The sequence below is a fragment of the Nostoc flagelliforme FACHB-838 genome, assembly GCF_014698065.1.
Lineage (GTDB): Bacteria > Cyanobacteriota > Cyanobacteriia > Cyanobacteriales > Nostocaceae > Nostoc > Nostoc flagelliforme_B.
The window spans coordinates 1-2,027 of sequence record NZ_JACJSI010000666.1 but is presented as its reverse complement, the minus strand read 5'-3'; the positions used below and the strand labels follow the sequence as shown (position 1 = coordinate 2,027).

General features: G+C 37.4%; 1 protein-coding gene and 1 pseudogene. One reads left to right on the top strand and one right to left on the bottom strand.

The window, feature by feature from the left end; all coding sequences use genetic code 11:
* Nucleotides 1–1,084 precede the first annotated feature (1,084 nt).
* Nucleotides 1,085–1,354 (top strand): hypothetical protein, encoded by a 270-nt coding sequence (locus tag H6G97_RS50450; RefSeq protein WP_190947695.1) that lies wholly within the window; start codon nucleotides 1,085–1,087, stop codon nucleotides 1,352–1,354.
* Nucleotides 1,355–1,449: 95 nt separating this feature from the next.
* Here H6G97_RS50450 and H6G97_RS50445 read toward each other — a convergent pair.
* A pseudogene (locus H6G97_RS50445) lies at nucleotides 1,450–2,027 on the bottom strand (DEAD/DEAH box helicase); the annotation flags it as partial.

The window sequence follows — 2,027 nt, the reverse complement described above, 5'->3', positions numbered from 1 at the left end:
GCTCCTAGCTTCAGGGCTTCTCGTCTAGTTATTTGTTTCACTTTAATTCCTTTACTAGGTGATGACAATACTTACCAAAATGGCTTGACCAATTGGTAGATATCAGGTCTTATGCAAAAATGACGTGAAAGGCTAATTCGCCGCAAAGGTAATTTTTGTAGCCAATGGCTTACCTCAGGATGTCAATCTTACATTTTGTACTTGATGGTTAATTCCTTGATGTAAGGAAGTGTTTAATATTTCATTTTTCTACATTGTAAATTTTTGTAAACTTAATCTATTCACTTATTGTATATGTATTTTGAAAAAAGTTAACCAGCAATAACTAAAACCAAAAAAAAAGTCATTCATGCTGTTAGTTGCGGTGAGAAATACGTGTTGTTGCGGTGAAGAATATGTGCTGTTACAAAGAACGGTTCAGCAACTCTAGCCCGAAGATTTTCTTTCTTTTCACCTTGGTTGTGAGAGAAATCTTAGCAAGCAGATTATGTATAGCAGATGTATAGCAGGTTGCAGGTTAGTTAAGCAATACGGTTCGGTTAAGTTCTAAGCGGTGTTAATTACAGAGATGTCATTGGTTAAAGTTAAAAATTCGTGTCCATTTCCGAGTTAATAGCAAAAACTAATCTTTTTTATTTTGTACTTTGCTGTTGACATTAGGTATACTATCGCTTGAGTTGCTCAACTGTGACACAAACCAAAGCTACAATGAAAACCAACAGCAAAGGATTGTTCTTAGTAAGCCCCAAGCAGCAACGGTATTCACGAAGGGGCAGCCGTGGTGACGAGAGCTTTGTCCGTGAGAAAATCTTGGAAACAAGAAGAAGCGATTTTATTTTCCGGTGTACAGTGACTTTTTATTTGCCGCTATGCCAAATTAATGTCATTGAGGGTGTAAAGCTTGCACTCAAAGAGCATTAAGCTTAGAAGTAGCGCTGGGAGCTTACAACCTATATCAACACGGCTTTGTTGCAAGGCTAAAGTGGGTAAGCCTTAACTCGATAACACGAATTTGTCTCAACGTAATTTAAGTAGTTACTGTAGAATAGTTAACGCACTGAAGTGCCGTTGAGCATTGAGATAAATGAATTCGCAAAATGAACTCCTAAAACAGCAGTTGATAGAAGCGATTTCTTGTCAGAATCTGCAAGAAATTCAAAAAATCCTAACCCTAGCACAATTAAAGGATGAGACAATAATCCTCAAAGAAGCTCTTGTGCAAGTAGAATATGCAAATTTTGTTTGGTTCTTGCAAGAATACGTAGGCAAGGAAAGTTATCAACAAGCCGTAAAGGATGTATCGACAAGCATGACTCAAAAACTATTTTCTTGGAGGTTTCAAGCCAGGGGTTGATTTCAACTTACACCCAGATGGTAGGATGTTGGCATCAAAGGAGGCAAATGAATATTTAGAAAATTATCAAGTTAATTCTGACCTAACATTGGGAATCAACTTAACCGGAACATGACCTTAGCAAGTTTGCCAAACCCTTGAGTAAAGGCATATTCAATCTCTGCGGCATCACAAATCTCTGTTAGTTTGGATTTGATCCCAGGAAGTTCTCTGACCTCAATACAGATATTTACATATACATCTTTAATTTCCACATGGAATAGTCCAGCATTTATGTTCAAAAAATCACCTGTTAGCATTGAACAGTAAGTTAAAGATTCAAGCCATTGTGATTTGTACTTCAGCCGAAAATAATTATCGCCTAAATTCTTTTTGAACTTAGATGACTTTTGGTGTGGTTTTGGTTCGGAGAATATACTATTCTCCAACTGCCCAAGAGCTTCTATTGTCGTAGCTCCCGTTGCCACATTGGTACTGCCCTGTTGTTTTAGCTTTCTCTGTTCAACAAAAGACATAGCCAGGATGCGGTTTTTATGTCGCTCAAAAGCTTCCTTGTACAGTTCCCATGCTTTTTTGGTAATTGCTGATTGGGATGGCTCAACCATTTTAACGATTTCGCGCCAATCTCCAAGAGTAAATCTAGTAATATTTTCAATAAAAGCGATGAAAATGG

Bases quoted from the DNA above. Each gene is read 5' to 3' on its own strand.
- H6G97_RS50450 (WP_190947695.1), top strand. From the start codon at position 1,085: ATGAATTCGCAAAATGAACTCCTAAAACAGCAGTTGATAGAAGCGATT.